The organism is Cohnella rhizoplanae, assembly GCF_948329515.1.
Lineage (GTDB): Bacteria > Bacillota > Bacilli > Paenibacillales > Paenibacillaceae > Cohnella > Cohnella rhizoplanae.
In genome coordinates this window covers 148,044-171,972 of sequence record NZ_CAOJCN010000014.1, presented here as the reverse complement: position 1 = coordinate 171,972, position 23,929 = coordinate 148,044, and the positions used below count along the sequence as shown (strand labels likewise).

The following is a 23,929-nucleotide window of genomic DNA, read 5'->3' as shown; positions in this document are numbered from 1 at the left end:
TAATGGGTGTAGCTGACGAGTACTAATCGGTCGAGGGCTTATCCTACGGTTTGCTTACGAAGCAGACCAAACGGCAAGCCGCACAGGCAATGAGAATTTCTAAGCGCATATGCGTTTCGCATCCGGTTTTCAGGGCGCAAGCTCTGTGAACATACGCTCTCATAGCTCAGTAGGTAGAGTGCATCCATGGTAAGGATGAGGTCACCGGTTCGATCCCGGTTGAGAGCTCCAGTTTTATGGCCCGTTGGTCAAGCGGTTAAGACACCTCCCTTTCACGGAGGTAACGGGGGTTCGATTCCCCCACGGGTCACCATACATACGGAGGCTTAGCTCAGCTGGGAGAGCATCTGCCTTACAAGCAGAGGGTCGGGGGTTCGATCCCCTCAGCCTCCACCATCCTTTATCTTATCCGTTGGGGATTAGCCAAGCGGTAAGGCAACGGACTTTGACTCCGTCATTCCTAGGTTCGATCCCTAGATCCCCAGCCATTTGGTTTTATCAGCCGGCTAGACACTGGCCATCTGCGCGTATGGCGGAATTGGCAGACGCACCAGACTTAGGATCTGGCGGGCAACCGTGGGGGTTCAAGTCCCTCTACGCGCACCAAATTCATAACTTCTCGGAATCCCTTGATGCATAAGGGATTTTTTTATTTGTGGTTTTAAGCGGAGGGTTCATTTGGGGGCTCATTTAGGGGCTTGTATGTTCGCTTATTCTGACCATGGGAGCGGCGTGGGAGCGAACTTAACCTCGCTTCCCCGGTCGCGGGTTAGATCGATCGAACTTTTCAGCGGTAGCCTTGCGCGCCTCCTTTGTGACGTGGGTGTATAGATCGGCGGTCATTAGTATTGGGAGCGTCGAAGCCTGCTTGGATCTTCTTCAGGTCCGTATCACCACTGGGATGGATAAGTAAAATAAATTGGCTTACCGAATCCTACGTGAAAGACCTATCGGCGACCGTTCGTACATTACCACTTATCCTGCGCCTGAAAGAAATTCTCCTTCTATTCACGTTCTTAAATTCTCAGTTCGTCCATGAAGGTCAGTGCAAACAACTCACCGCGAATTGGGGCGCCCTCGGTATATTGACCGGGGCGGTCCGTTTTTCGTCGTGCTATACCACCAAGGTGCTGCTTGATCGATGGCTGCTCGGCCTGCCGACGGACGTTTACGCCATCTTGGTCGGCTGGGCCAGCCTGACGCTTACGCAGATCGCCTTGGGGCTTCACCGTTCGAATAGCGGCTTCTATAATGTTCTATCCGGGGCAAACGGCCTGCTTGTGGCGCTCGCAGCGGGTCAGATGCACAACAAGATATTGAATCCGCCGGGCACCACGGCGACCGAGACGAAGACCGGGGCGCTTATCGTGACAGAGACCAAAACCAAGGGGGATGTCACATGACTGCTACTACAGCCGAGAGGACAAGCGCTGGGCGTCCGTATAGTATACGCGGCGCGGCGATCCTTCGTAGACGATCGGGTCCAGCGCTTGCGTGCCGACGTCGTTTGCGATGGTCGCCAGCGAGTACGAGGGGCGGGGCATCTTGCCGCCTGAGACCGCCGCCCTCGCCGTTTAACGTGGGTGCCAAACGTAAATAGTGGTACCGCCTAAAGCTACTTCAATGTTATCGCTCGCTCTATGGACTGACGTCCAAGCTCACCGGCAGCCTGTCCGATGCGAAGGCGGCGCTCGCGGCTAGCGCGCTCGTAATTGCCACAATGGGGCCTGGACCCTAACCGGCGGCGGCCATACGTTCTGATGGTCGGCATTGACGGGAAATGGATCAAGGACTACGACCCGAACCAGGACAACAAAATACGGCAAGGACGGGCTTATCGATCAAGGCGTCAAGAAGGACGGCAAGATTTGAGTCCTGAATCTGTATACCGTACAGAAGGACGGCAGGATCGGATTTTTCCACGACCGAAGGAGGAACCCGAAAAGTAAAGCGAAAGCCAACCGCTTAGCTAACGTCTTACGTAGAGCGAGTGGTCAGAAGGAGCAATAACAGCAAACCCCCGCCTATCCAACAGTAGGCGGGGGTATAAAGGTGCGCAAAATTTAAAGTGATAGAGCAAGGTCAGACAATACGGGCAGGAGCTTGATGAAATGGGAATAAGACGGCATTCATATTAATTAACAAGCGCTAAATCCAGCGGCTAAAATAATGACCAGCAGTATATAAAGGACAAGCACGAAAGCTGCGCCTCCGCCATAACCTGCTCCACCAACTGCACAACCCATACAACCCACCTCCAACGTTGTTGTTTATTACGCTGTTAGCTTATGCGCGTTAAAATAGATTGCTTAGTCATTCGCACAGAAGACCGAAACTTATTCCCTCTACGCGTATCAACTTTATTATCTAATCGTCGAAGCCTTTGATGGGTTACCGTCAAAGGCTTTTTGCATTGTATGGCGTTTAACATGATCCTCATTAAAGATAAGCTTCATTAATGCTTGCGTGAGAGCTGCATGGATATGAGCCGTAAGAAACACTCCTACGGCTCTGCGGCAATTCTTCATGCGGCTGACGATTTACTTCTGAAGGATTAAGCTGCCGAAGTATTCGCTCCGGTGGAAATCCGGTTCTTCCTCCGTAATAGGGGACCAAGCGCCGTAATGCGGACGCGGCGTGTGGTCTCCGCATTTATAGAAATTACCCTTCATCGCCATGAGATCGGAGGCGGCGAAGCCGGGGAACCAATCCGTAAGAACCGTAAAAGGAATGCGGAAGGAAAGCTGCCAATAAACTTGGCCTTGTTCATCCCGTAGACCCCGCTCAGCATGTGTGCCATACAACTCAGGTTGATGGCCAGGGGTCGGATCCCTGTCATTTCTGTCAACGCCGAGGCCGAGCAGCATAGAGCCAAGCGAGTTGAATTCAAAGTTTAAATAGCGTGCGTCCCGGTTCGGTAAGGGCTGCAGGAAGAATTCTACGCAGCTATCCTGGTAGACGGCGGGATTGAATCCTTCGTTATGTACGGCGACAGGGTCGGCTTCGTACGTCCGAAAACGTGCGAAAATGGCCTCGTCCGTGAAATAAAGACGTACCTGAACCTCTGGCCGGTAGGGATCGTCGGATTCTTCCCATAGGAAGTGAGAAATCCGTAACGAAGGAAGCGCGTCCCATTCCGCGTCGTCAATCTCCTCGGTACGATAAGGGATCGTATAGTTATCTGCCATCTCTAAACGCCTCGCTTCCGTAAGATGAGCTGCATAAGTCAAGTGTACCTTGCGCCTCGTACCCGCACAATGAGAATTCCAGAGACTTCCGGAAATCCAGTCGCCCAAGGCGTCCGACACCCTGTATAATAGACGGCATGGCAGATTCAGGGATTGATTCATGAGGTGAGAGATGAGCCGTACCAAAGAAAACCCAAAGCAAGACCGTCAATATGGCGTCATGATCAAACGTTATTTGCTCCCGGAGTGGCGGCCGTTGGTCTGGCTTGGGGTGCTCCTGCTGTCGTCGATCGCGCTGCAATTGGTCAATCCGCAGATCATCCGTTATTTTATCGACACAGCGCAGGGACAAGGCAGCCTGACACCGCTCTATTACGCGGGGGGATTGTTCATCGCCTTCTCTCTGATCCAGCAAGGGGTATCCGTCGCCGCCTCCTACTTCAGCGAAAATCTGGGCTGGAAGACGACCAACAAGCTCCGCGTCGATCTGGCAGCGCATTGTCTGTCGCTCGACATGTCGTTTCACAAGAAGCACACGTCAGGTTCGCTTATCGAACGCGTGGACGGGGACGTCAATGCGCTTGCGCAATTTTTCTCCAGCTTCATGATCAACTTAGCGGGCAACGGGCTGCTGACGTTGGGAATTCTCGTGCTGCTGTTCCGCGAAAATATCTGGATCGGCATCGTGATGGCCGTGTTCGTCGTCGGGAGCATGTGGGCGATCCAGCGTATCAGACAGTTTGCCGTGCCCATTTGGACGCGGTGGCGGCAGGTCAATGCCGAATATTACGGCTTCATCGGCGAGCAGCTCGAAGGCACCGAGGATACGCGGGCCAACGGCGCGGTCGGCTTCGCGATGAGCCGTTTCTACGAGCTGACCCGGCGGATGCTGCCGATGCGCGTTCGCGCCTTCCTGGGTTACTTCCTCATGTGGAGCACGACGATTCTGGTATTTGCGCTCGGCAATGCCGCGGCCTTCATCGTGTGCGCGTTCCTATGGAAAAGGGGAGAACTTACGATCGGATCGGCGTATCTTGTGTTCTACTACACGGAGCTGCTGGCCAAGCCGATCGAGAAGATCCGTACGCAGCTCGAGGACTTGCAAAAGGCGGACGCAAGTCTCGTACGCATCGGCGAACTGCTGGCTACGCGCTCCGCCGTCCAGGACGGCCCAGGCGCGTCGCTGCCACGCGGACCTGCGACGGTCGATCTGCGCGGCGTAACCTTCGCATATGAGGACGACGGGCCTGCGACGCTGCGAGACGTGAACCTCACGCTCGAGAGCGGCCGAACGCTAGGCCTGCTGGGCCGGACAGGCAGCGGCAAGACGACGATCGCTCGCTTGCTGCTCCGGTTCTACGACCCGCAGCAGGGCGCCGTCCTGCTGTCCGGTACCGACATCCGCAGCTTCAAGCTCAGCGAGCTGCGTTCCCAGGTGGCGATGGTCACGCAGAATATCGAGATACTCGCCGGCACGGTGAGGGATAACCTGACGCTGCTCGACGATCGGATTCCTGACAGCCGCATTCTGGAAGTCATCTCCGATCTGGGATTGGACGCATGGTTCGCAGGTCTGCCGGACGGCTTGGATACGCACCTCTCCTCCGGCGGCGCGGGACTGTCCGCGGGGGAAGGGCAGCTGCTTGCCTTTGCGCGCGTGTTCCTGACCGACCCTCGACTGGTGATCCTGGACGAGGCATCGTCGAGACTGGATCCGCTCACCGAGAGCCGGATCGAGGCAGCCGTGGACCGGCTGCTGAATAACCGGACCTGCATCATCATCGCCCACCGGCTGGCGACGATCCAACGGGCGGACGACATTGCGATTCTGGAGCAAGGGCAGGTCGTCGAGCACGGCAAGCGCGCGCAGCTCGCTGAAGATCCGGCATCCAGATTTAATCGGATGCTGGCCGTCGGCATGGAGGAGGTGCTCGTATGAAGACAAGTACGTTTTTCTGGCGTTTGCTGGGCTACCGGCCCGGCTTGTACCTGCTGAACCTGCTGGCATGGACGCTTATTCATATGGCGCCGCTGGTGCCGGGTTTGCTGACCAAGGCCTTTTTCGACCACCTGGAGGGCACGCATCCGTTCCCCTACGGCGCTACGGCGATTGCGGCGCTCCTCGTAGCCGCCGCGCTGGCGCGGATCGCTCTTATCTATTGCGGGTTCCTGACGGACGTCGCGTTCCGCTTCCGATTGGCCGCGCTGCTCCGTCGCAATCTGCTGGCGCACGTGCTTCGGGCGCCGGGCGCGCGGGCGATCCCCGGGTCTCCTGGCGAGGCCATCAGCAACTTCAGAGACGATGTCGAGCAAGCCGAGGAAGCGACGAGCTGGTCTGTAGATACGCTGGGACTCGTCGGGTTCGTAGTGGCGGCCAGCTGGATACTGCTCTCGATCGACGCCCAATTGACGGTCATCGTGTTCGTACCGCTTATCCTAGTCGTCACCGCTGCGCAGATTGCGACGGCCCGCATACGCAAGTATCGCGAGGCCAGCCGGGAGTCGACGGCTCAAGTAACGGGCGCGATCAGCGAGATGTTCGGCAGTGTGCTGGCCATCCAGGTTGCCGGGGCGGAGCAGCGGATCGTCGACCGGTTCGCGAGACTGGGCGAGAGCAGACGTCAGTCGATGATCCGAGACAAGCTGCTGACTGAGACGCTCTCCTCCGTATTCAATAACTCCGTGAATCTCGGGACGGGCATCATTCTGCTGCTGGCGGGCTTCAAGATGAGGGGCGGCAGCTTCACCATCGGCGACTTTTCATTATTCGTATATTATCTGACCTTCGTGACGCAGCTGATCTCCAACGTGGGCAACTTCATGACCTACTACAAGCAGATGGGCGTCAGCTTCGACCGCCTCAAGGAGATGCTGCGTGGCGCGTCGCCGACGCTGCTCGTAAAGAAGGCCTATATCGGTCTTGGCAAGAAGGAAGGGCGGCGGACAGCGGACGGCGAGAGGGTACGAGAGGAGCGTGCAGCGAGGCGGCATGAGGGTGAACCGCTCGCGCCGTCCATACAGGCAGAGCCCCTGCGCGAGCTTGATGCGTCCGGCCTGACCTACCGGTATCCGGATACGGGACGCGGCATCGAGGAGATCGATCTGACGCTGCCGCGCGGATCGTTCACCGTCGTCACCGGTATGGTCGGCTCCGGCAAGACGACGCTTCTGCGGACGCTGCTCGGATTGCTGCCGGCCGAGCGAGGCACGATCCGATGGAACGGCGAGCCGGTCGCCGAGCCGGCGGACTTCTTCGTGCCGCCGCAGAGCGCGTACACCGCGCAGATCCCCAGGTTGTACAGCGCCACGCTGCGCGACAACATCCTCCTGGGAGCGCTGTCGACTCCCGACGAGCTTGCGCGCGCCCTACATACGGCGGTGCTGGAGGAGGACGTGGCCAGGCTGAGGGACGGCCTCGAGACGATGGTAGGCCCGCGCGGCGTGAAGCTGTCCGGCGGCCAGGCACAGCGTACGGCAGCAGCGCGCATGCTCGCTCGAGACGCGCAGCTGTACGTCTTCGACGACCTGTCCTCGGCGCTTGACGTGGAGACAGAGCGTAAGCTTTGGGAGCGTTTGTTCGAAGCGAAAGGAAATACCACCTGCCTCGTCGTCTCCCATCGCAAAGCGGCCCTCGCGCGCGCAGACCGCATCGTGCTCCTGCGCGAGGGAAGGATCGAGGCACAAGGTACGGCTTCTGAACTGCTCGCGGCCAGCGAGAGCTTTCACAAGCTCTGGCAAGGGGAGAGTCCGGAGGAAGAAGGGTAACCTAAATGGACGAGGAGGCTGGACAGATCATGGAAAACAAAGAGCGCTTTACCGAACGAGTGGAAACGTACGTGAAATACAGGCCGAGCTACCCGGAGGCGGCTATCGACTACTTGTATAAGGAAGCGGGCTTGGCGCGGGAGTCTCAGGTCGTCGACATCGGCGCGGGCACGGGCATCTTCTCGCGGCTGCTGCTCGAGCGGGGCACGTCCGTCACGGCCGTCGAGCCGAACCGGGCCATGCGGGAGGAAGCGGAGCGGGCGCTGGGCGGGTACCCGGGCTTCCGAGCGGTGAACGGGGCGGCGGAGCAGACCGGTTTGCCGGACGCCTCGGCCGACTTTATCGTCTCCGCGCAAGCCTTTCACTGGTTCGATCAGGCTGCGGCGAAACGGGAGTTCGGCCGGCTGCTCCGTACGGACGGCAAGGCTGCCCTGATCTGGAATACGCGGCTGACGAGCGGTTCCCCGTTCCTCGAGGCGTACGAGGCGCTACTGCAGCGCTTGGGTACCGATTATGCGATGGTGAACCATCGCAATATTACGCCGGAACAGCTTGCGGCTTTCTTTAAGCCGGGCACGAAGCGCGAAGCGCGGTTTCCCAACCGTCAGCTGTTCGACTTTGACGGCTTGAGCGGGCGGCTGCGTTCCTCCTCGTACACGCCGGTGCCGGGCGACCCGAACTACGAGCCGATGCTGCGAGACCTGCAGGCCATCTTCGACCGCTACCAGCAGGATGGACACGTGTCTTTCGATTATGAGACCGAGATATATTGGGGCAGCGTATAACCACGGCCGGCACGCGCGACGGGGAAGGGCCAGAGAGATTCGTGGCCCTTCCGGCGGCTGTCGGAGCGAACTGCGAATGCATCCACAGGGGCAAATAAAGCATTTTTCACTTTTTTTAAAATTCCGCTTGCATTTGTTGCGGGGATTTGCTAATATAAAAAAGTCGCTTTTGGGGGAACGCGCTAACGAGGGCGAAGCAATACATCGCCCCCCATCTGACTGCAATGCGCGGAAATAGCTCAGTGGTAGAGCATCTCGTTGCCAACGAGAAGGTCGCGGGTTCGAATCCCGTTTTCCGCTCCATGATATGCGCCCTTAGCTCAGCTGGATAGAGCGTCAGACTACGAATCTGAAGGCCGGGAGTTCGAATCTCTCAGGGCGCGCCATTTTCATAATAACGGGACGTAGCTCAGCTTGGTAGAGCACCTGGTTTGGGACCAGGGGGTCGCATGTTCGAATCGTGTCGTCCCGACCATTTTTTTGCGGGTGTAGTTCAATGGTAGAACCTCAGCCTTCCAAGCTGATGGCGTGGGTTCGATTCCCATCACCCGCTCCAACACCTTTTGCAGGCATTGGCCTTGCCCATCAAGGCTTTTTATTTTGTCTACATATGCGGAAATAGCTCAGTGGTAGAGCATCTCGTTGCCAACGAGAAGGTCGCGGGTTCGAATCCCGTTTTCCGCTCCATATCGAACATCGCATCCGCCTAAGGGCGGATTTTTTGTGTCCACTTACCTCGCTCGGTTATGAGAGGGGCCAGTCGGCGTTTATGATATACTGAATTCCGTTAAAAGGAGGCGTCCAAATGCTGGGACATATTTTTGCGGCCTTGGTGGCTGCGGAGCACGTTTACATTTTGATTCTCGAAATGTTCCTTTGGACCACGCCCCGAGCGATGAAGTCGTTCGGTACGACGCCGGAGACGGCCCAAACGACGAAGTCGCTGGCTGCGAACCAGGGGCTGTACAATGGGTTTCTGGCGGCCGGATTATGCTGGGGGCTGCTGCACCCGAACGGCCAGACCGGGCAGCAGATCGAGGTCTTTTTCCTCGTCTGCGTGTTGGTCGCCGCCGTATTCGGAGGCCTGACGGCGAAGCGCTCGATTCTGCTGGTGCAGGGGCTGCCGGCTCTGGTCGCCTTGGCGCTGGTGCTCTGGACTTAGCGCGGCACCAGCGCCGAAAGGCTTATTCGTAGACGCGGTGCCATACGCCGGCGTACTCGGGCACGATGCGCGAGCCGGCAGCCGCGATCTTGTCCCCGGTCTCGTCGCCGAAGAAGAAGCGCGCCAGGCGCTCGGCCTCGGTTGCGTCCGAGAACGTGTAGTCGAACGGGAAGCACGCATGGGAAAAGCCGTGCGCCTGCTCGAGCGCGGCATAATAGGGGAGCAGGAATGCGGGCGGGTTCGGCGCCGCAAAGCCGGTGCCCATCGTCTCGAAAATGACGAGGGTGCCGCCGGGCCGCAGCACGCGGCGAATCTCGCCCAGAATGCTGGCGAGCGCCGAGCCGTCCTGATCGACTCCCGCGCCGGCCGAATAGGCGATGCTCCAGCCCGAGACGACCAGGTCCGCGCTGGCATCCTCCGCGGGGATGCGCAGGTGGCTGCCCTCGGCGGTGCGCCAGTTGCGGGCGCCGGACGCCGCCAGCTTGGCAGCGGCCACCTCGAGCATGGCTGGCGACAGATCGACGGCTAGCACGCTGCCGGCCCTGGCCGCGAGCGGTACGGTCAGCCGGCCGCTGCCCGCGCCGAGGTCGATGACGTCCAGTCCGGCCAGCGGGCGGATCGCGTCGATGCGCGCGCCGAGCGAAGGCTGGGCGGAGATCAGCCGGTCGTACAGTTCGGCCTGGCTGCGGTAGATCTCAGCGTGATTCGGTTCGGACGGGGATGAAGATGCTGCGGAATTTGATGAAGTCATGTCAGTGGGCCTCCATTATTACATAGTAGGTATATTTTACATGGATAGAGCGTCCGCCGGATAGAGGCGGTCTCAAGCGGCGTAAGCCGCGCCGCCCAAGCTTTTCCTTCGCATCCGAAGCGGGTACATTATTTTTGCGGGCGCGAGCGGAGGGGCAGATTTTATAAGGCTTTTGTAGTATGATGTTTAGAAGATTGTTTAGCGTCGCAAGTCAAGATTTTGAGGTGAATGGGATGACAGAAATGGCTACGCAAAGCCGCTCCTCGACCAACCACTTGCTGCGCCGGGACGTGCGGTTCCTGGGCAACATTCTGGGCGAGGTGCTGGTGCACCAGGGCGGCCGCGAGCTGCTCGACCACGTAGAGAAGATCCGGGAGACGAGCAAGGCGCTCCGCGCGGAATTCGTGCCCGAGCTTTACGAGGAATTCGTCAATACGATTACGGGGCTGGAGCCGGGCGTGCGCCATCAGGTGATCCGCGCGTTCGCGATCTACTTCCAGCTCGTGAATATCGCCGAACAGAACCACCGCATCCGGCGCAAGCGCGACTACGAGCGCTCCGCGGGCGAGGCGGTCCAGCCGGGCTCGATCGAGAGCGCGATCCTGGAGCTGAAGGACAAGAATCTTCCGCTGAACGAGGTGCAGGAGCTGCTGTCCGGCATCTCGCTCGAGCTGGTCATGACCGCGCATCCGACCGAGGCCATGCGCCGTGCGGTGCTCGACGTGCACAAGCGCATCGCGAGCGAGATGATGGAGCTGGACAATCCGTCGCTCACCCACCGCGAGCGCGAGCGCCTGCGGGAGCAGCTTCGCAACGAGGTGCTCACGCTCTGGCAGACCGACGAGCTGCGGGACCGCAAGCCGACGGTCATCGACGAAGTGCGCAACGGCATGTACTTTTTCCACGAAACGCTGTTCAACGTGCTGCCGGACGTCTACGACGAGCTGGAGCGTTGCCTGGCCAAGTACTACCCCGAGCAAAAGTGGCATGTGCCGACTTACCTGCGCTTCGGCACCTGGATCGGCGGCGACCGCGACGGCAACCCGTCCGTCACGGCCGACATTACCTGGCGTACGCTGGGCATGCAGCGCAACCTGGTTATTCACAAGTACGAGACGCTGCTTAAGGCGCTCATGCGCAAGATGAGCTTCAGCACGACGATCGTCGACGTGAACCCGGAGCTGCTCGAGTCGATCGAGCAGGAGCGCGAGCAGGTCGAGCTGCGCACGGTGGACCGCTGGACCAACGACAACGAGCCTTACCGCATCAAGATTACTTATATGATCCAGAAGCTGCAGAACATGCGCGAAGAGAAATTCAAGGGAACGACCCAGCGCTATCACCAAGTGTCGGAATTCATCGCCGACCTGCAGCTGATCGACCGCAGCCTCCGTCACCACTATGCGGACTTCGTCGCCGATACGCACCTGAAGAAGCTGATCCGTCAGGTCGAGCTGTTCGGCTTCTATCTGGCCGCCCTCGACGTGCGTCAGCACTCCCAGGAGCACGAGAACGCGATGACCGAGGTGCTGGCGAAGGCAGGCGTCACGGATCGCTACAACGAGCTCGGCGAGCAAGAGAAGATCGAACTGCTGCACGGCATTCTGTCGGATTCGCGTCCGCTGCTGCACGCGACGGCTTCGCTCAGCGAGGGCACCAAGGAATGCCTGGAGGTATACCGGACGATCTATCGCGCGCAAGAGGAATTCGGCGAGAGCTGCATCACGACGTACCTGATCAGCATGACCCGCGGCGCGAGCGATCTGCTCGAGGTGATGGTGTTCGCGAAGGAAGCGGGCCTCGTGCGCCGTACGCCCGAGGGCAAGCTCATCAGTTCCGTGCAGTCGGCCCCGCTCTTCGAGACGATCGACGACCTGCACGCGGCGCCGGAGATCATGAAGACGCTGTTCGATCTGCCGGTGTACCGCGAGGCCGTGGCGTCCCGCGGGGACATGCACGAGATCATGCTCGGCTACTCCGACAGCAACAAGGACGGCGGCATGGTCACGGCGAACTGGGAGCTGCGCGTCGCGCTCAACAAGATTACCGAGACGGCGGGCGAATACGGCGTGAAGCTGAAGTTCTTCCATGGCCGGGGCGGAGCGCTCGGGCGCGGCGGCATGCCGCTGAACCGCAGCATTCTCGCGCAGCCGCCGCACACGATCGGCGCGGGCATCAAGATCACCGAGCAGGGCGAGGTGCTGACGTCCCGTTATTCAATGGAGGGCATTGCTTACCGCAGCCTGGAGCAGGCGACGAGCGCGCTCGTGAAGGCGGCGTACCTCGCGAAGCATCCTTCGCTGGACCAGACGGCCGACGCGCGCTGGGAGGAGATCCTCCCGTCGATCTCGGAGACGGCGCAGACCAAGTATCAGGACCTGATTTTCCGCGATCCGGGCTTCATGACCTTTTTCAAGGAATCGACGCCGCTGTCGGAGGTCGGAGAGCTCAACATCGGCTCCCGTCCGTCCAAGCGCAAGAACAGCGAGCGGTTCGAGGATCTGCGCGCGATTCCATGGGTATTCGCCTGGACGCAGAGCCGCTATCTTCTTCCTGCCTGGTATGCAGCGGGCACTGCGTTCGAGAAGTACGTGGCCGGCGATCCCGCCAAGCTCGAGACGCTGCGATGGATGTACCGCGACTACTCATTCTTCGCGACGCTGGTCGACAACCTGCAGATGGCGCTGGCCAAGGCGGATCTGCTGATCGCGCGGCAGTACGCCGACATGATCAAGGACGACGAGATCCGCACGCGGATCTTCACGCTCGTCGAGGAAGAGTACGACCGCACCAAGAACATCCTGCTGGAGATCACCGGCCAGGAAGAGATCCTCGACAACGTGCCGGTCATCCAGGAGTCGATCCGGCTGCGCAACCCGTACGTCGATCCCCTCAGCTACCTGCAGGTGCAGCTGCTGAGCGAGCTCAGGCAGCATAGGGACCGGGGCGAGGACGATACGGAGCTGCTCCGCGAGGTGCTCCTCACGATTAACGGCATCGCCGCCGGCCTGCGCAATACGGGCTGATACGCGACAGTCGCGACGATAGGCACGACGGGCCCGGGCACATGCCCGGGTCCTTTTTTCTGCCGCAGGGGAATGCCGGAGCAAGTTTGCCCGAGGATAGCCCAGGGGATGCTATCATCCGTCGCGGTGGCTACGCATGCCGTCGTATGTCCGCGTCTTGCTTTTTTGATACATGTGCATTACCATTTTCTTGATCGCATCATGCGAAGGGTCTTCCCGACCCTGCCAGGCTACGGCGTCCGCTCGCGAGCACGCGATGCCGAAGGGGACGATACGGGCGAGCGCCGGGCGACCGGCGAAGAAGGTGAGGGTTGTAACGGTGAAGCCAATGGAGACGCGACTAGCGAAGCTGGCCCGCAAAGGGGATCAGCGCGCGTTCGCGGAGATCGTGGATTTGTACAAGGACAAGCTGTACCATCTGGCCTACCGGATGATGAATAACCGCCAGGAGGCGGAGGACGTCGTGCAGGAGTGCTTCCTGCGCGTCTATCGCAATCTGGACCGGTACGACGAGAACCAGAAGTTCTCCACGTGGATCTACCGGATCGCGACCAATCTGTGCATCGACCGGCTGCGCAAGCGCCGTCCGATCTACTCGCTGGACGCCGAGTCGTCGGACCACGAGGGTCTCGACGGCTATGCCATGCTGCCGAGCGACGACCGCACGCCGGAGAGCGAGCTGATCCTGTCGGAGACGCAGCGGATTATCCGGGACGCCATCGACACGCTGCCGGTGAAGTACAAGTCGGTGATGGTGCTCCGTTATCTGCAGGACATGTCGCTGCAGGAGATCTCGGACGTGCTGGACATGCCGGTGACGACGATCAAGACGCGGGTTCACCGGGGCCGCGAGTTTATGCGCAAGAAGCTGGAGCACAAGCTGTAACGCCGTTACGCGGCGGTTCTCCCGTCCGATTGGATACGGTCCGTGAGGCTGCCGACGCCGCCCATTTTTCCGCTAAATATGAAACCGCCCCGAGTCGCGGTACGTACAGTATAGAAGCATTCGCAAAGGAGGCTGTATGTTCTCCTGTGCAGAAAGGGATGGCTATCATGAAGTGCAACGATGCCGTTAAGCGGATGCACGATTATCTCGACGGGGACCTGCCCCGGGACGAGTCCGTGCAGCTGCAGCAACATCTTCGCGATTGTCCGGCCTGCGACGCGCGCTACCAGGCGCTCGAGCGGGCGGAAGCTCTGATATATGCCCAGCCGGTCCCGACTGCGCCGGACCATCTGACCGACGCCATCATGGCCTCGCTCCCCAAGAAGCGGAGTCCGCGGGCCTGGACGTCCTGGGTGCAGCGGCATCCGGCTGCCTCGGCGGCGGCGATCTTCCTGGTCGTCATGCTGTCCAGCTTCGTCGCCATGTGGAATCAGGACGATCAGCTCAGCCTGAGCGGAGACCTGTCGCACGTGGTGATCGAGGGCAACAAGGTCATCGTCCCCGCCGGCCAGAAGGTCGAGGGCGATCTGACGATCAAGAACGGCGAGGCCGAGGTGCTCGGCGAGGTCGAGGGCAATCTGACGGTCATCGACGGCAACGTGACGCTGGCGTCGACCGCGCATATCGCAGGCAAGGTGAAGACCGTGGACAGGGCGCTCGACTGGGCATGGTACAAGGTAACGACCTGGTTCGACACGGTGGCTTACGGGACTTGACGGCCGCCGTGGGCGGCCGAAGAGGCGGCCTCCCTGGACATCGGGGAGGTTTTTTTGTATTCTAAACAGGATTTAGAAGATCGTTTATAGAAAACAATATATACATATCCTAAGCGCAATCTGACAAGATTCGGGAAACCCGATCGAGACGCCAGACGGGGGGTGCGTCTTGGATTACTTCGAAAACTTAACGGTGTGGGGCGCCGTCAAGGACGCCGCCGACATCCTCATCGTCAGCTACCTTATATACAGAATGATCCTGCTGGTCCGCGGCACCAAGGCGGTGCAGCTGCTTAAGGGCATCCTGCTGCTCGTACTCACCTGGGCGCTGAGCACCTGGTTGAACCTGTTCACGCTCAAGTGGGTGATGAACCAGCTATTCCCGTTCGGGATCATGACGATCCTGATCATCTTCCAGCCGGAGCTCCGCCGGGCGCTCGAGCAGCTGGGGCGCGGCACGCTCTTCAGCCGTTCCTCCCAGGAGGAGCACGATATCAGCCATCCGATCAACGAGGTCATCAAGTCCGTCCAATATCTGGCGCGGCGCAAGATCGGCGCGCTGATCGTGTTCGAGCGGCGCACGGGACTCGGCGACTATATCGAGACGGGCATCAAGATGAAGTCGGCGATCAGCTCGGAGCTGCTGATCAATATCTTTATTCCAAATACGCCGCTGCACGACGGCGCCGTCATCGTGAGCGGCGGCGAGATCATGGCGGCGGGCTGCTATCTGCCGTTGTCGGAGAACCCGTTCATCTCCAAGGAGCTCGGCACGCGCCATCGCGCGGCGATCGGCATCAGCGAGGTGTGCGACGCGATCTCGATCGTCGTCTCCGAGGAGACGGGCCACGTGTCGCTCGCGCTGAACGGGCAGATCGTGCGGGACATCAAGGAGGAGTCGCTGATCTCCAAGCTGTTCGACGAGCTGCGCCAGAACAATGCGAAGAAGGCGCGGCGGAGCTGGAGCATCCCCTGGAAGTTCTGGGATAGGAAGGGCGGTGACGGCCATGGATAAGTGGCTCAGCCATCCGAACGCCGTGCGTCTCATCTCGCTCGCCCTCGGCATCCTGCTGTGGGCGGTCGTGCACTTCAATCCGGATTCCACGCCGAACAACGTCGCTTCGCTCATCGAGACCCGCACCTTTAACGACGTGAAGGTTCAGGTGCGCGGGCTGGACGAGCAGAGCTACGTCCTGAAGAGCATGGATCCGACCAAGGTCAAGCTGATCGTGCGCGGGACGCCGAGCGACCTGCTGGCCGCCCGCGCGGACGGCGGATATATCGTCGAGGCGGACTTAAGCACCGTCAAGGCGGGCACGCATACGATAACGCTAAGAACGGATCTGCCCAGGAGCATCCAGACCATACAGGTCGAGCCCTCGACCGTGACGGTCGTGCTGGAAGAGCTGCAGACCAAGGAATTCGAGGTCCAGGTGACGCCGACGGGCACGCCCAAGGAAGGGTACAAAGCGGGCGCGCCGATCCTGCGTCCGACCAACCGCGCGCACGTCACGCTGCCGGCGAGCGAGATGGACCGGGTCGACCATGTCGGCGGTTCGATCTCGATCGAGGGCGCGGACGCGACGCTGAAGGACAAGAGCGTGAAGCTGGTCGCCTACGACGGCTCCGGCCAGGAGATTCCGGGCGCCGAGGTCGATCCCGCCGTGCTCGAGGTCGAAGTGCCGATCACCAATCCGTTCAAGCAGGTGCCGATCCAGCTCAAGCTGACCGGACAGCTGCCGGCCGGCCTCAGCATCGCCAACCTCGGCCCGAGCGCGGAGCAGGCGACGATCTACGGGCCGCAGACGGAGCTGGACAAGATCGACTTTATCGAGGCGGACCTTAATCTGTCCGAGGTGACCAAGTCGGGCAAGGTCGAGATTCCGTTGAAAAAGACGGGCGCGATCACGGAAGTGTCGCCGGCTACGATCACGGTCGACGTGCAGGTCGTGCTCACGCAGACCCGATCGATCCAGGGGCTGCCGGTGACCGTGAAGGGACTGGGCAGCGGCTTGGCGATGAAGATCACCGATCCCGCGAGCGGGCAGGTGGACATCACGTTCAAGGGCGCGCCGGCCGTACTCGACAAGCTGCAGCCGGGAGACGTCAGCGTGGAAGCGGATCTCAGCGGGCGCGGACCCGGCACGTATACGATCCCGCTTAACGTGAACTCGCCGCGCTTCGTCGACCAGATCGGCGGCAATACGTCGATCGCGGTCGAGATCTCGAGCGTCGGCACCGAGCCTACGCCGCCGCCCGGCTCGCCGCCGCCGGACGAGGCGGCCTCCGGCGCAGGGATCACGCCGGAGGGCAGCGGATCGCCGGACGCGGAGGAGGAGGGGGCGAGCCCAAGCGCGTCGCCCAGCGGCTCGCCCGCCGGGACGCCTAGCGGCTCTCCGACGCCTACGCCTAATCCGACGCCGACGTCATCTCCTACGGATGGCGGATAGGCCGTGGCCGCGTAGGCAGACACCAGACAGGCGGGAAGACCCGTCTCCGTCAGGCATATGAAATGGGATAGAAGGAGCAACGACAACCATGGGGAAATATTTCGGAACGGACGGCGTGCGGGGCGTAGCCAACTTGGAGCTCACCGCCGAATTAGCCTATAAAATCGGCCGCTGCGGCGGCTATGTGCTCGCGGGGGGCGCGCAGCGGCCCAAGGTCATCATCGGCCTCGACACGCGGGTATCCGGCGCGATGCTGGAGAACGCGCTGGCGGCGGGACTGCTGTCGATCGGCGCGGACGTAATCCGCCTCGGCGTCGTCAGTACGCCGGCGGTCGCTTATCTGACGCGCACGCTCGGCGCCGACGCAGGCGTCATGATCTCGGCCTCGCACAATCCGGTGCAGGATAACGGCATTAAGTTTTTTGGCGGCGACGGCTTCAAGCTGCTCGACGAGAAGGAAGCCGAGATCGAGCGGCTGCTCGACGCCGAGGAGGATACGCTGCCGAGGCCGATCGGCAAGGATCTCGGCACGGTCACGACGGATCTGGCGCTGAAGCGCATGTACGTCGATTACCTGAAGCTGACGGTGAATCACGCGTTCGCGGGTCTCAAGATCGTGCTCGACTGCGCGCACGGGTCCGCTTATGAGCTGGCGCCGACGATTTTCCGCGAGCTGGGTGCCGAGGTAATCACGATGGGCGCCGAGCCGAACGGCCTGAACATCAATGAAGGCGTCGGATCGACGCATCCGGAGAAGCTGGCGGCGAGAGTGAAGGAAGTCGGCGCAGATCTGGGTCTTGCGTTCGACGGCGACGCGGACCGGCTCATCGCGATCGACGAGCGCGGCGAAGAGGTCGACGGCGATTACGTGCTGCTCATCTGCGGCGAGGCGATGCGCGCGAGCGGACGGCTCAAGCACGACACGGTCGTCACGACGGTCATGGCGAACATCGGTTTCTTCAAGGCCGCAGGCCAGCTGGGCTTGACGACCGCGAAGACGGCCGTAGGCGACCGCTACGTGATGGAGGAAATGGTCCGCGGCGGCTTCAACCTGGGCGGCGAGCAATCCGGGCACGTCATTTTTCTCGATCACAATACGACCGGCGACGGCATCCTAACGGGACTGCAGCTCGTCGACACGATCGTCGGCTCGGGCAAGAAGCTCGGGGAGCTCAAGCAGGTCATGCGCAAGTATCCCCAAGTACTCGTCAACGTTCGCGTCGCGGACAAGTCGAAGTACGAAGGCAACGCCGAGATCGCGGCGGCCGTCGAGGCCGCGGAGTCGGCGCTTGGCGACAATGGACGCATTCTCGTACGCCCGTCCGGTACGGAGTCGCTTATCCGCGTCATGGCCGAAGGGCCGGACAAGGCGGAGATCGAAGACCATGTCGAGACGATCGCGGGCGTCATTCGCGCGGAGCTCGTCTAAGCTTTGTCGACTAATGCAGGCTGCCTGCCTTGAATTGACAGCGTTAACGAAGCCCGGTGTCGACGATGCCGGGTGTTGTCATTTCCTGGGCAATACCGTCTTTTTGCGGAAGTTCGCGATTAGAGGTTGCACGTCATTTTCAAAACGAATATGATGGGGTAGATTATCTGCGATTGACGTAGGTCGATGCATGTCATTCAAGAAGGAAAGGCAGGATAGAGGTACTCGGCTTTACAAGCGCCAGAACTTGCCGCGGACGTGCGGCGAGTTGACGAGGTGGAGGTGTTCGGATGATCGGCGGGGACCTCCCGGCCCAATCGGGGCCGTCAGCCGGAAGACAAATCGCTCAGGGCAACCGGGCGCACAATACGCCGGCACGATAAGAATGAACATACGGAATCATACTATAGCGGAATGTCCGGCGAACCGGAGCACGGTGACCTCGACATGTCGTGGATATAGGGTACTGCTGTCCGGCTCATCGCTTCAGGCAGCCGGGACTCCTGCGGGGAGTCTCGGGCCGAAGGGACGGCCAGGCTGATGCAGGCATACCCTCTGGTTGTCCGCGGTCTGCTATAGGCATGCGGCAGCCCGACCGGCTCCGGCGCATCGCACGGACGATGGCCGAAGCGGAGGATATATTAAATGTGCGGAATTGTTGGATACATCGGATTTAGAGAGTCCCAGCCGATCTTGATCGAAGGGCTCAAGAAACTGGAATACCGCGGGTACGACTCGGCGGGTATCGCCGTGCATACGGAGCGCGGCCTTGAAGTGACCAAGGCGGTCGGACGCCTGGTCAACTTGGAGAATCGCCTCACGGGCGAGCCGCTGTGCGGCACGATCGGCATCGGGCACACCCGCTGGGCGACGCACGGCAAGCCATCGGACGCGAACTCGCATCCGCACACGGATAACTCGCTCAAGTTCTCGGTCGTGCACAACGGCATTATCGAGAACTACCTGGAGCTGAAGGAAGAGCTGATGCTTGCCGGACACCGGTTCCTGTCTGAGACGGACACGGAGGTCATCTCGCATCTGATCTCCGTCGAGTATGAAGGCGATATCGTGAAGGCCGTACAGAAAGCCGTCCGCAAGATGCGCGGCGCCTTCGCGCTCGGCGTGCTGACGGAGCACGAGCCGGACCGTCTGGTGGCGGTACGCTACGCCAGCCCGCTCATCATCGGCGTCGGCGAAGGCGAGAAGTTCATCGCGTCGGATATCCCGGCGATCCTCGAGTATACGCGGGATATCTATATCCTCGAGGATGGAGAGATGGCGGTGCTCACGCGCGAAGGCGTCGAGCTGCTGACGGTCGAGGGGAATCCGGTGGCGAAGGATGTCTTCCGCGTGAACTGGGATCTGATGACCGCCGAGAAGGGCGGCTACGATCACTTCATGCTGAAGGAGATCTACGAGCAGCCGCGCGCGTACCGCGACACGATGCGCGGACGCGTCAGCGAGGACGGACGTTCGGTCGTGCTGCCCGAGCTCTCGATTACCGCCGAACAGCTCCGCGCCGTGAGCCGCGTGCATATCGTCGCCTGCGGCACGGCGATGCATGCCGGCATGGTCGGCAAGACCGTCATCGAGCAGCTCGCGCGCATACCGGTGGAGGTGGACGTCGCCTCGGAGTACCGGTATCGCTCGCCGATCATCACGAAGGATACGCTGGTCATCGTCGTGAGCCAGTCCGGCGAGACGGCCGACACGCTGGCCGCGCTGCGCGAAGCCAAGCGCTGCGGCGCGCGCGTGCTGGCGATCACCAACGTCGTCGGCAGCTCGGTCGCCCGCGAGGCGGACGACGTTATCATTACGCTGGCGGGCCCGGAGATCGCCGTCGCGTCGACCAAGGCGTACTCCACGATGCTGATCGCGTTCTTCCTGCTGGGGCTGTACATGGCCCAGACGCTGGGTACGCAAGAAGAAGCGGAGATCGCCCGCGTGCTGGCCGCGATGGACTCGCTGCCGGAGCAGGTCGAGAGCATTCTCGGCCAGGCAGAGACGGTCAAAGGGATCGCCGAGTCGATCGCGAAGTCGAGCAGCCTGTTCTTCATCGGCCGCGGCATCGATTATGCCGTCGCGCTGGAGGGTTCGCTCAAGCTGAAGGAGATCTCGTACATCCACTCCGAAGCGTACGCGGCCGGCGAGCTCAAGCACGGCACGTTGGCGCTGATCGAAGACGGCGTCCCGGTCATCGCACTGCTCACGCAGGAGGATCTGTTCGAGAAGACCGTCAGCAACATCAAGGAAGTGAAGGCTCGCGGCGCCGAGGTGCTCGGCCTTGTCAACGAAGGCCACGAGGAAGCATCGGCGAAGACCGTCGACCGCCAGTTCGCCATCCCGCGCACGCTGCCGCTGCTCACGCCTGCGCTGTCGGTCATCCCGCTGCAGCTGCTGTCGTACTACGCCTCGCTGGCGTTGGGTCATGACGTGGATAAGCCGCGGAATTTGGCGAAGAGCGTGACGGTCGAATAATCACTATAAGAGGAGAAACAAAACAAACATTAAACGGGTTGACTCCATAAAAAAGTATTGTTCTAAACAATAAAGTTTTGTTCTAACGTCATGGGCCCTCCTTCGAAACAAGGACGGCCCAATTTTATTTTAGGTGGGAGAACTTTAAATGAATACTATAGGGGAGGAAGTTAAGGCAATTCGAAAGAAGCAATTTACGTCAGCAGAAACGCTTAATGAACTAAGAAAGAAGCTAAGTGTTGATTTGAATGGCTTTTTGACGAGTTGCTATTAAAAAAACTGTAACTGATCAATAGGGTATGTAACTGAATAGAATCCATTAGAGGACAACCAAAGATAAAACGGTTATCCTCTTTTTCATAGAGAGTTACCGTATGGCAGAGGCCGCTGACCAAAAGATAAAGAAATTAAGGATAGCGAAAAACTTGAAGCAAATTGAGTTTTCTTCAAAGCGCGACATATATCTCACGACCGATTAAAGTGAGATTGAGAAAGATGACCTAAGGGCTTGAGAACGTGGATCTCAATTGGCTTTTAAGTGAATAAATCACTAGGTGAATTACCCAGTGATAACAATATTAAAAGAAGGGAAAAATTAAAATGATTTCATATCATCCTCTTCCTCATGTCAATTATTCGTTCCTATGTCGTCTATATCAGAAGTGAGTTATTAAGCTGGTTGGGTAGCGCGATCTGAATAAATTCCACATCGATCTAAGTTCCGTCTCCTGTTGCGTCCCAAAGCCCTCTGCTACACTTGAAAACGTATTCAATATACGCAATAACGAAAGGGGAAACGGAAGATGGGCGGGAATAAAAAATTAAGCCTAGTCCTGGCCAGCACGCTGGCGGTCTCCACGCTGGCGGGATGCGGGAGCGGCGGCGACAACGCGGCTTCGAACAACGGCGGTTCCGCCGGCGGAACGCAGTCCGCATCGCAAGGATCCGGATCATCGCAGGAGCAAGTCACCCTTCAGTATTGGAATGCGGACGATCCGTCGATCCAAGAATCGAAAGACGCGGAAAAACTCATTAAAGAATTCGAATCGAGCCACCCGAACATCAAAATCAAAATGCAATACATCAGCTACGAAATGCTTCACGACAAGCTGGTCACCGCGATCAACGCCGGCGATGCGCCGGACGTCAGCTGGGGACTGCCGGAATGGGTCGGCGAATTCGCGGCGATCGATTCGCTGCAGGACTTGACGCCATACTTCGACAAGTGGACCGATAAAGACAAAATTTATCCAAACGTCGTCGACGCGCTCAAAGTCAACGGCAAATTGGTCGGCATGCCGAACTATCTGGGCATCCGCGCGCTGGAATACCACGAGGACATGCTGAAGAAAGCCGGGATCGGCGCGCCTCCGAAAACGTGGGACGAGCTGATCGCCATGGGACCGAAAATCAAGGAAGCTACCGGCGTCGACGCGTTCGGCATCACGGGTACGGGCGTCCGCGTGCCGCAGGAGCTCATCGTATATCTGGCCCAGAACGACCTCGAAATCGCAAAGAAGATGGACGACGGCAAGTACAAAAACACGTGGAACGACGATCCCGAGCAGCTGAGGCGCGCCGCTGAAGTGTTCCAGTTCTACAAGGATCTGGCGGACAAGGGCGTCATCGGCAGCAAAACGTGGGGCTATCAGGAATTGGACACGAACCTGGCGCTTGGACAATACGCGATGAGCGTCAACGGCGCTTGGCAGGAGCAGCGGGCGAAAGAAAACCCGGACGGCATGAAAGACGTCAAGATCGCTCCGATTCCATACAAACTCAAGCCGGCGACGTACATGGAAGTGGTGCCGTTCTTCATTTACAAGCAGACCAAACATCCCGAAGAAGCGTGGGAATTCCTCTCCTTCATGATGGGCAAGCCGTATCAGGATCTCGTCCACCCGACGAACTCCGCGCGTAACGACGTGGTGAGCGACAGCCAGTGGGGTAAGGATTTCATGGCCCTGAGCCCGACGGGCGTCGTGTTCCCGCCGATATCGCTGGGTGGAGTCACGCAGGCCATGATCGATTCGCTGGCCCGTCTCTACCTGAAGAAGGACTCGCCCGATGACATCGCAAAATGGTTGTCCGGCACGATCAACGAGAGTCTGAAAAAGTCCGGAGACTTAAGCTCGAAATAATCCGATCGAAACGAGCGCAAACCCGGAACAGGTGAGCAAGCATGCCGCGAGGCTAACGATCGTCATGCTTGCTCTTCCCATCTGAAGGGAAGAAGGTGAAGATAATGAACGCGAAAGTGGAGAAAAGAAACCATACTGCTCCGCTGCCCGAAATCACGGCGGGCAAAACCCCGGCTCCCCGGCGGACGATAAGCCGCGAGGGACGGGCCCGTCGTTATGCTTTGCTGTTTGTGCTGCCCGCTTTTCTATTCCTGCTGCTGCTCAATGCTTTTCCGCTCGGCCAAGTCGTCTGGGACAGCTTTCATTACCGGAACATGGTCAACACGGCCCAGCAGGGCTGGGCGGGTTTATCCAACTTCGCCGGCGTGCTGCACAGCGAGATTATCGTAAAAACGTTATGGAATACGGTCCTGTGGACGGTGCTGTCCGTCGCGGGCGAGTATATCGCCGGCCTCGTATCGGCGATGGCGCTGAATCAGCCGGTGCGCGGCAGAGCGATCTTCAGGGGCATCATTATCGTGCCCTGGGTCGTCCCCATCGTCGTCGCCGGCATGATGTGGACCTGGATGCTGACGCCGGAATACGGAGTCATCAACGTCTGGCTCGTTAAGCTGGGGATTATCGAAAAACCGTATTACTGGCTGGGCGAAATGAACACCGCGCTGCTGGCCATTACCTTCGTGAATATCTGGAGAAGTTTTCCTTTCTTTACGATCAGCCTGCTTGCCGGTTTGCAGTCGGTGTCCAGAGAGGTCGTCGAAGCGGCGGCCATCGACGGAGCGGGCGTCCTGACCCGTTTCCGGAAGATCGTCATGCCCCAATTGAAAACCGTATCGCTGACGCTGATTTTCATGCACATCATCTGGACGGCCATCAACTTCGACTTCATCTGGATCATGACGGAGGGCGGACCGTTCCACGCATCGGAGACGCTGCCGATCACGATATACCGTTATGCGATGAAAGAGTTCGACATGGGCGCGGCTTCTTCGTTGTCCACCCTCATGCTGGGCTTTATGATCGTCGTGTTCTCGCTGTTCTATTTCACCACCATGAAGAAAAAACAAGAGGCATAAAGGCAAAGGAGTGACG

General features: G+C 59.5%; 17 protein-coding genes and 10 tRNA genes. 24 read left to right on the top strand and 3 right to left on the bottom strand.

Translation table 11 applies throughout. The annotated features are described in order from the left end of the window. The first annotated feature begins 155 nt into the window (after window positions 1–155). The 6 genes from PQG80_RS19970 (at window position 156) to PQG80_RS19945 (ending at window position 1,403) form a co-directional block, all read left to right on the top strand. Window positions 156–231, top strand: a tRNA-Thr gene (locus PQG80_RS19970). A gap of 7 nt (window positions 232–238) precedes the next feature. Next, a tRNA-Glu gene (locus PQG80_RS19965) sits at window positions 239–313 on the top strand. A 7-nt stretch (window positions 314–320) separates the two neighbouring features. After that, a tRNA-Val gene (locus tag PQG80_RS19960) sits at window positions 321–396 on the top strand. A gap of 17 nt (window positions 397–413) precedes the next feature. Further along, window positions 414–488: transfer RNA gene (locus tag PQG80_RS19955), tRNA-Gln, on the top strand. Window positions 489–523: 35 nt separating this feature from the next. Next, window positions 524–606, top strand: a tRNA-Leu gene (locus PQG80_RS19950). A 242-nt stretch (window positions 607–848) separates the two neighbouring features. Beyond that, the gene (locus tag PQG80_RS19945; RefSeq protein ID WP_271753264.1) at window positions 849–1,403 is read left to right on the top strand and encodes a hypothetical protein; all 555 of its coding nucleotides are present in this window, start codon (window positions 849–851) and stop codon (window positions 1,401–1,403) included. A gap of 6 nt (window positions 1,404–1,409) precedes the next feature. Here the strand turns inward: PQG80_RS19945 and PQG80_RS19940 are convergent, their stop codons facing one another. Together PQG80_RS19940 and PQG80_RS19930 are read right to left on the bottom strand one after the other, a co-directional pair. Next, window positions 1,410–1,544, bottom strand: a complete 135-nt coding sequence (locus PQG80_RS19940) for a hypothetical protein (RefSeq protein ID WP_271753263.1) — start codon at window positions 1,542–1,544, stop codon at window positions 1,410–1,412. Window positions 1,545–2,540: 996 nt separating this feature from the next. Next, complete coding sequence (locus PQG80_RS19930; RefSeq protein WP_271753261.1) at window positions 2,541–3,188, bottom strand: carbohydrate-binding family 9-like protein; 648 nt, start codon at window positions 3,186–3,188, stop codon at window positions 2,541–2,543. A 172-nt stretch (window positions 3,189–3,360) separates the two neighbouring features. On the opposite strand from PQG80_RS19930, the gene PQG80_RS19925 reads away from it, so the two are divergent. From PQG80_RS19925 to PQG80_RS19885, 9 genes are all read left to right on the top strand, one after another. Further along, entirely contained in the window at window positions 3,361–5,127 is a 1,767-nt protein-coding gene (locus PQG80_RS19925) for an ABC transporter ATP-binding protein (protein ID WP_271753260.1), read from the top strand. Further along, entirely contained in the window at window positions 5,124–6,953 is a 1,830-nt protein-coding gene (locus PQG80_RS19920; RefSeq protein ID WP_271753259.1) for an ABC transporter ATP-binding protein, read from the top strand. Before PQG80_RS19925 ends, PQG80_RS19920 begins: the two co-directional genes overlap by 4 nt. Window positions 6,954–6,982: 29 nt before the next feature. After that, window positions 6,983–7,738, top strand: coding sequence for a class I SAM-dependent methyltransferase (locus tag PQG80_RS19915; RefSeq protein WP_271753258.1), 756 nt, complete (start codon window positions 6,983–6,985; stop codon window positions 7,736–7,738). Between the two features lie 228 nt (window positions 7,739–7,966). Next, a tRNA-Gly gene (locus PQG80_RS19910) sits at window positions 7,967–8,041 on the top strand. 6 nt (window positions 8,042–8,047) lie between these two features. Then, window positions 8,048–8,124: transfer RNA gene (locus PQG80_RS19905), tRNA-Arg, on the top strand. A gap of 12 nt (window positions 8,125–8,136) precedes the next feature. Then, a tRNA-Pro gene (locus tag PQG80_RS19900) sits at window positions 8,137–8,213 on the top strand. Window positions 8,214–8,220: 7 nt separating this feature from the next. Then, window positions 8,221–8,294: transfer RNA gene (locus PQG80_RS19895), tRNA-Gly, on the top strand. A 56-nt stretch (window positions 8,295–8,350) separates the two neighbouring features. Beyond that, window positions 8,351–8,425, top strand: a tRNA-Gly gene (locus tag PQG80_RS19890). Window positions 8,426–8,543: 118 nt separating this feature from the next. Beyond that, entirely contained in the window at window positions 8,544–8,900 is a 357-nt protein-coding gene (locus tag PQG80_RS19885; RefSeq protein ID WP_271753256.1) for a DUF1304 domain-containing protein, read from the top strand. Between the two features lie 22 nt (window positions 8,901–8,922). Here the strand turns inward: PQG80_RS19885 and PQG80_RS19880 are convergent, their stop codons facing one another. Further along, on the bottom strand, window positions 8,923–9,651 hold the full coding sequence (locus tag PQG80_RS19880) for a class I SAM-dependent methyltransferase (protein ID WP_271753255.1): 729 nt from the start codon (window positions 9,649–9,651) through the stop codon (window positions 8,923–8,925). A gap of 233 nt (window positions 9,652–9,884) precedes the next feature. Between PQG80_RS19880 and ppc the strand changes: the two genes are divergently transcribed. The 9 genes from ppc to PQG80_RS19835 all read left to right on the top strand — a co-directional run bounded on the left by ppc (window position 9,885) and on the right by PQG80_RS19835 (window position 23,913). Next, window positions 9,885–12,677, top strand: coding sequence for a phosphoenolpyruvate carboxylase (gene ppc, locus PQG80_RS19875; protein WP_271753254.1), 2,793 nt, complete (start codon window positions 9,885–9,887; stop codon window positions 12,675–12,677). Between the two features lie 328 nt (window positions 12,678–13,005). Continuing rightward, window positions 13,006–13,563, top strand: a complete 558-nt coding sequence (gene sigW, locus PQG80_RS19870) for an RNA polymerase sigma factor SigW (RefSeq protein WP_432432781.1) — start codon at window positions 13,006–13,008, stop codon at window positions 13,561–13,563. A 167-nt stretch (window positions 13,564–13,730) separates the two neighbouring features. Further along, window positions 13,731–14,339, top strand: coding sequence for a zf-HC2 domain-containing protein (locus PQG80_RS19865; RefSeq protein ID WP_271753252.1), 609 nt, complete (start codon window positions 13,731–13,733; stop codon window positions 14,337–14,339). Window positions 14,340–14,508: 169 nt separating this feature from the next. Further along, window positions 14,509–15,354 (top strand): diadenylate cyclase CdaA, encoded by an 846-nt coding sequence (gene cdaA / locus PQG80_RS19860; protein ID WP_271753251.1) that lies wholly within the window; start codon window positions 14,509–14,511, stop codon window positions 15,352–15,354. Continuing rightward, entirely contained in the window at window positions 15,347–16,789 is a 1,443-nt protein-coding gene (locus PQG80_RS19855; protein ID WP_271753249.1) for a CdaR family protein, read from the top strand. The genes cdaA and PQG80_RS19855 overlap by 8 nt, the downstream gene beginning before the upstream one ends. Before the next feature lie 88 nt (window positions 16,790–16,877). After that, window positions 16,878–18,218, top strand: a complete 1,341-nt coding sequence (gene glmM, locus PQG80_RS19850; protein ID WP_271753247.1) for a phosphoglucosamine mutase — start codon at window positions 16,878–16,880, stop codon at window positions 18,216–18,218. A gap of 645 nt (window positions 18,219–18,863) precedes the next feature. After that, window positions 18,864–20,696: a glutamine--fructose-6-phosphate transaminase (isomerizing) gene (glmS, locus tag PQG80_RS19845; RefSeq protein WP_271753246.1), complete on the top strand. Its 1,833-nt coding sequence runs from the start codon at window positions 18,864–18,866 to the stop codon at window positions 20,694–20,696. 803 nt (window positions 20,697–21,499) lie between these two features. Further along, window positions 21,500–22,837 (top strand): ABC transporter substrate-binding protein, encoded by a 1,338-nt coding sequence (locus PQG80_RS19840; protein WP_271753244.1) that lies wholly within the window; start codon window positions 21,500–21,502, stop codon window positions 22,835–22,837. Between the two features lie 104 nt (window positions 22,838–22,941). Then, window positions 22,942–23,913: a carbohydrate ABC transporter permease gene (locus PQG80_RS19835; RefSeq protein WP_271753243.1), complete on the top strand. Its 972-nt coding sequence runs from the start codon at window positions 22,942–22,944 to the stop codon at window positions 23,911–23,913. Window positions 23,914–23,929 lie beyond the last annotated feature (16 nt).

What these genes read in the sequence shown, in the direction of transcription:
- PQG80_RS19940 (WP_271753263.1), bottom strand. Translation starts at nt 1,544, where the DNA reads ATGCCCCGCCCCTCGTACTCGCTGGCGACCATCGCAAACGACGTCGGC.
- PQG80_RS19930 (WP_271753261.1), bottom strand. Translation starts at nt 3,188, where the DNA reads ATGGCAGATAACTATACGATCCCTTATCGTACCGAGGAGATTGACGAC.
- PQG80_RS19925 (WP_271753260.1), top strand. Translation starts at nt 3,361, where the DNA reads ATGAGCCGTACCAAAGAAAACCCAAAGCAAGACCGTCAATATGGCGTC.
- PQG80_RS19920 (WP_271753259.1), top strand. Translation starts at nt 5,124, where the DNA reads ATGAAGACAAGTACGTTTTTCTGGCGTTTGCTGGGCTACCGGCCCGGC.
- PQG80_RS19915 (WP_271753258.1), top strand. Translation starts at nt 6,983, where the DNA reads ATGGAAAACAAAGAGCGCTTTACCGAACGAGTGGAAACGTACGTGAAA.
- PQG80_RS19885 (WP_271753256.1), top strand. Translation starts at nt 8,544, where the DNA reads ATGCTGGGACATATTTTTGCGGCCTTGGTGGCTGCGGAGCACGTTTAC.
- PQG80_RS19880 (WP_271753255.1), bottom strand. Translation starts at nt 9,651, where the DNA reads ATGACTTCATCAAATTCCGCAGCATCTTCATCCCCGTCCGAACCGAAT.
- ppc (WP_271753254.1), top strand. Translation starts at nt 9,885, where the DNA reads ATGACAGAAATGGCTACGCAAAGCCGCTCCTCGACCAACCACTTGCTG.
- sigW (WP_432432781.1), top strand. Translation starts at nt 13,006, where the DNA reads ATGGAGACGCGACTAGCGAAGCTGGCCCGCAAAGGGGATCAGCGCGCG.
- PQG80_RS19865 (WP_271753252.1), top strand. Translation starts at nt 13,731, where the DNA reads ATGAAGTGCAACGATGCCGTTAAGCGGATGCACGATTATCTCGACGGG.
- PQG80_RS19855 (WP_271753249.1), top strand. Translation starts at nt 15,347, where the DNA reads ATGGATAAGTGGCTCAGCCATCCGAACGCCGTGCGTCTCATCTCGCTC.
- glmM (WP_271753247.1), top strand. Translation starts at nt 16,878, where the DNA reads ATGGGGAAATATTTCGGAACGGACGGCGTGCGGGGCGTAGCCAACTTG.
- glmS (WP_271753246.1), top strand. Translation starts at nt 18,864, where the DNA reads ATGTGCGGAATTGTTGGATACATCGGATTTAGAGAGTCCCAGCCGATC.
- PQG80_RS19840 (WP_271753244.1), top strand. Translation starts at nt 21,500, where the DNA reads ATGGGCGGGAATAAAAAATTAAGCCTAGTCCTGGCCAGCACGCTGGCG.
- PQG80_RS19835 (WP_271753243.1), top strand. Translation starts at nt 22,942, where the DNA reads ATGAACGCGAAAGTGGAGAAAAGAAACCATACTGCTCCGCTGCCCGAA.